Source organism: Methanoculleus sp. (genome assembly GCF_035363275.1).
In the GTDB taxonomy this organism is placed as follows: domain Archaea; phylum Halobacteriota; class Methanomicrobia; order Methanomicrobiales; family Methanoculleaceae; genus Methanoculleus.
Genome location: NZ_DAOSET010000021.1, coordinates 38,893 through 45,124 on the forward strand (window position 1 = coordinate 38,893; position 6,232 = coordinate 45,124).

7 protein-coding genes and 1 pseudogene are annotated in these 6,232 nt (G+C 64.7%); 3 read left to right on the plus strand and 5 right to left on the minus strand.

What is annotated here, in order from left to right; genetic code table 11:
- Positions 1-38: 38 nt before the first annotated feature.
- The gene (locus tag PLN84_RS06225; RefSeq protein WP_292382709.1) at positions 39-1,526 is read left to right on the plus strand and encodes an MFS transporter; all 1,488 of its coding nucleotides are present in this window, start codon (positions 39-41) and stop codon (positions 1,524-1,526) included.
- 54 nt (positions 1,527-1,580) lie between these two features.
- On the opposite strand, the gene PLN84_RS06230 is transcribed toward PLN84_RS06225, so the two are convergent.
- The 5 genes and pseudogenes from PLN84_RS06230 to PLN84_RS06250 all read right to left on the minus strand — a co-directional run bounded on the left by PLN84_RS06230 (position 1,581) and on the right by PLN84_RS06250 (position 5,199).
- The gene (locus PLN84_RS06230) at positions 1,581-2,243 is read right to left on the minus strand and encodes a cyclase family protein (RefSeq protein WP_299953219.1); all 663 of its coding nucleotides are present in this window, start codon (positions 2,241-2,243) and stop codon (positions 1,581-1,583) included.
- 37 nt (positions 2,244-2,280) lie between these two features.
- Positions 2,281-3,330, minus strand: coding sequence for a glucose 1-dehydrogenase (locus tag PLN84_RS06235; protein ID WP_292382706.1), 1,050 nt, complete (start codon positions 3,328-3,330; stop codon positions 2,281-2,283).
- Between the two features lie 106 nt (positions 3,331-3,436).
- Complete coding sequence (locus PLN84_RS06240) at positions 3,437-4,378, minus strand: MFS transporter (RefSeq protein WP_348531973.1); 942 nt, start codon at positions 4,376-4,378, stop codon at positions 3,437-3,439.
- Positions 4,273-4,788 (minus strand): annotated as a pseudogene (locus PLN84_RS06245) (MFS transporter); the annotation flags it as partial. The gene PLN84_RS06240 and the pseudogene PLN84_RS06245, both read right to left, overlap by 106 nt.
- Before the next feature lie 129 nt (positions 4,789-4,917).
- Entirely contained in the window at positions 4,918-5,199 is a 282-nt protein-coding gene (locus tag PLN84_RS06250) for a phosphate-starvation-inducible PsiE family protein (RefSeq protein ID WP_292382705.1), read from the minus strand.
- 222 nt (positions 5,200-5,421) lie between these two features.
- Here PLN84_RS06250 and PLN84_RS06255 point away from each other — a divergent pair, with 222 nt between their 5' ends.
- Together PLN84_RS06255 and PLN84_RS06260 are read left to right on the plus strand one after the other, a co-directional pair.
- The gene (locus PLN84_RS06255) at positions 5,422-5,961 is read left to right on the plus strand and encodes a small multi-drug export protein (RefSeq protein WP_292382703.1); all 540 of its coding nucleotides are present in this window, start codon (positions 5,422-5,424) and stop codon (positions 5,959-5,961) included.
- A gap of 18 nt (positions 5,962-5,979) precedes the next feature.
- Positions 5,980-6,232: PLDc N-terminal domain-containing protein (locus tag PLN84_RS06260; RefSeq protein ID WP_348531972.1), on the plus strand; the 253-nt coding region annotated here is incomplete at its 3' end.

The following is a 6,232-nucleotide window of genomic DNA, read 5'->3' on the forward strand; positions in this document are numbered from 1 at the left end:
CACCGTCACCTGACGGAATCGATTCAAGGGCTGAGATCATGAATACTTCCGCAGATCCGGCTCTCCGGACGCCGGCAGCAACCCCGCAGGGGGTGCTCCTGCCGCTTGCGCTCGCCCAGTTCATCTGCAGCTACGCCACCTCGAACATGAACGTGGCCATAAACGACATTGCCACCGACCTGGGGACGACCGTCGGCGGCGTCCAGACGACCATCGCCGTCTTTACGCTCACGATGGCGGCCCTGATGATCCCCGGCAGCAAGCTGACGGACATCCTGGGCCGCACCTACCTCTTCAGGCGGGGCCTCATGGTCTACGGGGTGGGAGCACTGGTAGCGGCAGCGGCGCCGGGGCTCGGGGTCCTGATCCTCGGCTACTCGCTCCTCGAAGGCATCGGGACCGCGCTGCTGATCCCGCCGGTATACATCCTCGCAACGATCTTTTATCCCGACCTCACCTCACGCGCCCGGGCCTTCGGCGCGATCAGCGCGGCGGGCGGCATCGGGGCGGCGGCAGGCCCGCTGATCGGCGGGATCATCACCACCACGATCAGCTGGCGCGCCGCCTTTGTCGTGCAGGCCCTCGTCGTCGGGATAGTCATCATCCAGAGCAGGAAGATCGTCGACCCGGGCGTGCAGGGCGAGAAAACCGCCTTTGACATCGTCGGAACCATCCTCTCGGCGGCGGGACTCTTCTTCATCGTGGTCGGCATCCTGCAGGCCTCGACCTACGGCTGGGTCAGGGCCGGCCAGGATTTCGTCATCGGCAATACGGTCGTGATCCGCGAGGGCGGCATCTCCCCGGTATGGATCTTCGTGCTCATCGGTGTGGTCTTACTCGCCCTCTTCTTCCGGCATATCCGGGCCAGGGAACGGGCGGGCAAGGAGCCTCTGCTCTCCACCAGGCTGTTTAAGAACCGCACGTCAAACCTCGGCCTCATCACGCAGAACATCCAGTGGCTGGTCCTGGTGGGCCTCTCCTTCGTGGTCTCCGTCTACCTGCAGACGGTGCGGGGCTACAGCGCGATCGAGACCGGCCTGATCCTCACGCCGGCCACGATCGGTGTTCTGCTCTCCTCGATGGCCGCAGGGAGGCTGGCACGGAGGCGTCCCCAGGCGCTGCTGATCCGGCGGGGCTTTGTCGTGACGGTGGCCGGCATCCTCCTCCTGCTGCTGCTGGTGCGGGAGACCTCGAACGTCCTTACCTTCGTGCCGGGTCTCTTTCTGGTCGGTTTCGGCGTCGGGGTGATGCTGACCTCCTCGGTCACCGTCGTCCAGTCCGCCTTTCCCGAAGAGGACCAGGGGGAGATATCGGGCCTCTCGCGCAGCGTCTCGAACCTGGGCTCCTCGCTCGGCGTGGCCATTGCGGGAACCGTCATCGTCTCCAGCCTTGTTGAGGGGAACCTGGGCTATGCCCTCGCGCTGGTAGTTCTGGTGGTGTTTGCGGTTGGAGGTCTTGCAGCCGCGTTCCTGCTGCCCGCGACGCCGGTGCCCCCGGCCCCGGAGCCCGGGCCCGGCCCGGCCTGACCGGCAGGTACTGCGCCCGGTACTCCTGCCCGTCCTGGTATACAGCGGCTCTCTTCACCGTCCCTTTCCGGCCGACGGATTATGAGGGCGAACGAGTGCCCGTGCCGGGGCACCGTCGCCGCCGAGGATCTTCAGCGGCAGGCAGACCAGGTCTACCGGGCCCGGCGACACCTCCTTCAGGTTCAGCCCCTCGATGATCCAGATCCCGGCATTGAGCAGGGTCCGGTGAATCTTCACCCCGTCCGCATGGAAACCACCGACAGAGAGGTAGTCCACGCCGACCAGCCGCACCTGCCGCCCGGCGAGGTATTCGGCCGCTGCTTCCGAGACGTACACGAAGTCTTCGACGAATGCGCCGGTATCCCAGCAGTGCTCCGAGTTGTGGGTCCTGAAGAGGACCCGCTCGCCGGGCCGGATGGCATGCCCCTCCAGCTCGCCGGGTTCGATGGACGTGCGGTCACGGATGGGGATGACCCGCGCCGGACCGATGCTCGCGTCCAGCGGGATGTCGCCGATCCCGGTGCCGCCGCGGACGAAGTGTGCGGGGGCATCCATGTGGGTGCCGGTATGGGCACCCATCTCGAGGAGCGACACCGTGCTCGGGTCGCCCCGCTCCATGCTCAGTGCATGACTGATCCTGACCGGCGGGTCCCCGGGCCAGGTGACCATCCCGGTCTTCAGCGTGACCGAAACGTCGATCCAATCTGAAACCATCATATCCTCCCTTCTCATGGCGTGATGCAGGACTCCCCGGTCAGATCGCGGCAAACTGGACGATGACCTTGATGTCGCCGGGTCTTCGCACGAGGGCATCCTGAAAATTCTCCGGCCTTTCCCGTCGTGTAATGAGGCGTGCCAGCCACGCCCGGTCGGCATGGGCCAGGGCTCTGCCGGCCTTGTACCAGTGCCGCTTGTTGGCATTCACAGTACCCACGATGGCGATGTTCCGGAGCACCGCCGCCGCGGCGGAGTCAGCCGTGGGCGTCGTAGGTGGCTCGCCACCCCCGCCGACACCCGTGAGGCAGATGACGCCGCCGGGTGCCACCTGGTGAATGGTCCGGGCGATGACCTGCCCGACACCGGTGCACTCGATGATGATGTCCGGTTCGAAGCCGACGTCCGCGACGGATTTCGAGTGATACGTCGCTCCGAGAGCCCTGACGGCCTCGGGCTTGGGACCCGACGTATTGCGATCATAGACATGGACATCCAGTCCTGCCAGCACGCCGATGAGGGCCGCGAGAAGGCCGACGGGCCCCGCGCCGGTTATGAGTGCATTCTCCGGTTCCCAGAACGAACGCTGGCCGACCTCCCGCACCATCTCCCAGGCTTTCGCGACGACCGTCGTCGGCTCAAGGAGGACGCCGAGGATCCCGAGATCGGGGTCTACTTTCATCGCGTACTCGGGTTCGATCCTCCACCGCTCGGACATGAACCCGTCGATCTCCTTGATGCCGCGTTCAGTGTAGAGGCCGTTGGCGCACATATCCCACTCCCCGACCGCACAGTTCGGGCAGGGGACCGGGTCGGGGCGCCGGACGATTCCCACCACCAGATCCCCGGCTTTCAGCCCCGACCTCGGTCCGGGATCGATGACGCGGCCGAGCGACTCGTGCCCCAGAACGAGCCGCGATTTGCCCGGAGGCGCCCAACCGTATTTTCCCGCTACGATCTCGGCATCGGTCCCGCAGACGCCGACGGCGATCGCTTCCACGAGCACCGAGCCGTCCCGCATATCCGGTTCGGGGACGTCCTCCAGCCGTGCGGTCCCTGGTTTTTTCGGTTCAACAGTAATCGCTTTCATCTTTTCACCTCAGGGCCTCTATCCCGCGTCCAGGAGGGGAAGGCCCCCGGAATCGAAGCCTCTCCTGATACTGCCGTGCTTCCTCCCGGCTACCCGGCCTGTCCCATCACCCGCCCGGGCGCCCACGGGACCGGAAGTAGGCCTCGATCTGCTCCAGAGACAGCCCTTTCGTCTCCGGCACGAGTTTGAAGACGAAGAGCCACGCGAGCAGGGCAACCAGGGCGTAGAGGAGGAAGACCCCCGACTCCCCGATGAGGTCCACCAGCGAGAGGAACGTCGCTGCGATGATGAAGTTTGCGGCCCAGTTCGTGACCGTCGCGAGGCTCATGGCCAGTCCCCGCACGCTGAGCGGGTAGATCTCAGCGATGAGCAGCCAGAAGATCGGGCCGAGGCCCAGCGCAAAGGCGGCGACATAGATGATGAGGCTTGCCGCGGTGACCTGCCCGAGCGAGACGGCTGCCCCTCCGGCGCCGCTGTTCTCGAGGGCGAACCCGACCCCGAGGAGCAGCATGGCGATGCCCATCCCGGCAAGGCTCCAGAGGAGCAGCGGCCGGCGCCCCGCCCGGTCGACGAGCCGGATGGCGATGAAAGTCACCAGGACGTTCACGACGCCGATCCCGACCGTCGCGGCGATCGAGGCGGTCGCCTCCGTAAGGCCGGCAAACTGGAAGATGGTCGGAGCGTAGTAGATGACGGTGTTGATCCCGGTCGCCTGCTGGAGGATCGCGAGGCCCACACCCAGAAGCAGCGGGAGCCGGACAGCGGGCGCGACCAGGTCCGACAACGTCCCCGCCCCTTCAGTGAGCACGCTCCTCTCGATCTCCCCGAGCTCGTCCGAGACATCCGCGGTGCCGCGGATCTTTCTGAGGACGGTTGCATCACGCCCGCGAGGAACATCGCCCGCCAGTCGCCGGCCGCCGCAAAGTAGTAGTTCACGCCGTAGGCGATCAGGATGCCGACCGTTATCAGGAGCTGGTTGAGCGAGACGAGGGCGCCCCGGATGTGTTCCGGCGCAATCTCCGAGATATAGAGGGGCGCGACGAACGATGCGACGCCGATCGCGATCCCGATCAGGATCCTGCCGACGAGGAAGATGGAGAAGATGGGGGAGAGAACGACCACGACCGTGCCCGCGAGGAAGATCAGCGATGCGGCCAGGATAGAGCTGCGGCGCCCCACCCGGTCGGAGAGAGGCCCCCCGAAGAGCGCCCCGATGATCGCGCCCATCAGCACGGCGCTCACCGCCACCTCGGTTATGATACCTGTCAGGCTGAACTCCTCGCTGATGAAGAGGATCGCCCCGGAGATGACGCCGGTATCGAACCCGAAGAGGATCCCGGCAACGGCGGCAACGGCGGCGACGACGAGGACGAACCCCGTGACACGGCCGGGTTCAGATGCCATAGGGGCCCTCCTCCCCGCTATGGGGCCTCTGCCGAACGCGGCCGGGCGGGTCATGGAACCCCGCCGTAGGGGGAGGGGGGATCTCGCAGAATAACAGGAATACTCTGTCACCGGAGACTGCCGGAGATCTCATCGCGTCCAGTTGCAACTCAGGCACTTAAACCTGTAGGCCAAAGACGGCTATCACGGTTCTTCGCGCCGCTCCGGCATGAGCGAATGCGGCATCCCCGCCCGAGAGGCGGGGTAGTTCACTGTCTCCAGGAGTTCGAGGCCGATGAGGACCAGCAGGAAGTAGCCGAGGAGGCCGAAGAGTTCCTCACTGTCGAACCGGTAGATGGAGATCTCAAACACCCCCACGGCCACCATCCACCCCAGTTCGAGGAGCGTGAAGAAGAGCAGCACTACCAGGAATGCAATCAGCGCAACATAGACAAAATGCTCAAACCGCTCCACGAGACGGCGCATGCATAATCATCGTGCAGGTCCGCACAAATAAGTGCCGGAAACGTCGCTGTTTTGCGCCTGCGGGATTCCCCGGGTCTGCACGGCACCATGGAGCATGCTGCCCTGCAGGTGCACGGGGCGCGGGAGATGCTTCCGGGCAAGGTTCATATACCGATGTGGGCATCCTATGGCACGCCGGAATGGTAAGGCCTCCGGGGTTCATACCGGCGTCCGGGTGGAACGATGGAGAGCTCCAGGGTGATTGACGGGGTCCGGAAGGGATTTCGGGCAATCGCCATCGCCTTCGTTCTCGCCACCCTGATACCCGTTGTCCTCGCCCTTCTCCTCTCGGTCCCGGTCGGGAGGGTCTTTTCCCTGATCGTCTCCACCCTCATTCTCCAGGCAAACGCCGCCTTCATCGGTCTCTCGCTCGGCTTAAATCCCCTCTTCATCCTCGTGGTCATGACGTTCGTGGAGGTCGGGATCGTCCTTGCCATCTACGAGATCCTGGACGTGTTTGCCGAAACTTCGGAGAGGGTCCGGAGTTTCACGAAGAGCACGGAGGAGAAGATGGCGAGGTATCCGGTCCTGCACAGGTACGGCGCCGTCACGCTCATTATCCTCCCCATGCTCCCGGTGATCGGGCTCTACTCGAGCGTCGTCATCGGGTGGCTTTTACGCTGGAACAAACTCCAGTCGATCTTCTTCGTCACGCTGGGATGGATCCTCGTCACCGGCTTCCTCCTGCTCGTGGCGCTCGGGTTCGTCCGGGTGGTCTTCTGATGCAGGCGGCGGGATAGCATGCCCGGACTCATCGGTATGGACTGGTCGTTTGTCGCGGGCGTCATCTACCTCCTCAACACCCTCTTTGCGATCGTCGTCATCTTCTTTGAACGGAGAAACCCTACGGCAACCCTGGCCTGGCTGATGGTGCTCTTCTTCCTGCCGCTGATCGGGTTCGTGCTGTACCTCTTCCTCGGCCAGAACTACACCAGGCAGCGGCTGTTCACCCTCAAGGCAAAAGACGACGCCGCCCTCAGGGCGATCTTCGAGG

What these genes read in the sequence shown, in the direction of transcription:
- PLN84_RS06235 (WP_292382706.1), bottom strand. Translation starts at nt 3,330, where the DNA reads ATGAAAGCGATTACTGTTGAACCGAAAAAACCAGGGACCGCACGGCTG.
- PLN84_RS06225 (WP_292382709.1), top strand. Translation starts at nt 39, where the DNA reads ATGAATACTTCCGCAGATCCGGCTCTCCGGACGCCGGCAGCAACCCCG.
- PLN84_RS06255 (WP_292382703.1), top strand. Translation starts at nt 5,422, where the DNA reads ATGGAGAGCTCCAGGGTGATTGACGGGGTCCGGAAGGGATTTCGGGCA.
- PLN84_RS06230 (WP_299953219.1), bottom strand. Translation starts at nt 2,243, where the DNA reads ATGATGGTTTCAGATTGGATCGACGTTTCGGTCACGCTGAAGACCGGG.
- PLN84_RS06250 (WP_292382705.1), bottom strand. Translation starts at nt 5,199, where the DNA reads ATGCGCCGTCTCGTGGAGCGGTTTGAGCATTTTGTCTATGTTGCGCTG.